Annotated in this window: 1 protein-coding gene; it reads left to right on the forward strand. The window is 65.4% G+C overall.

The genetic code is table 11. The annotated features are described in order from the left end of the window. A partial coding sequence (locus IRT45_RS36510; RefSeq protein WP_228536062.1) for an IPT/TIG domain-containing protein occupies positions 1-240 on the forward strand: 240 nt, incomplete at both ends.

Raw genomic sequence — 240 nt, forward strand, 5'->3', positions numbered from 1 at the left:
GCGACGGCGGTGAATTTCGGTGCCACACCCGCGACATCGTTCACCGTCAATTCCGCAACACAGATCACCGCCGTCGCACCGGCAGGTGCGGCCGGAACGGTCACAGTTACCGTCACCACGACCGGCGGCACCAGCAATGGCGTCTCCTACACCTACGTCGCGGTACCGACCCTGACCACCATCGCGCCCAACGCCGGACCGGTAGCAGGTGGGACCACGGTGGTACTGACCGGGACGAAT

Origin of the sequence: Nocardia sp. BSTN01 (genome assembly GCF_015354405.1) — a bacterium.
In the GTDB taxonomy this organism is placed as follows: Bacteria; Actinomycetota; Actinomycetes; order Mycobacteriales; family Mycobacteriaceae; genus Nocardia.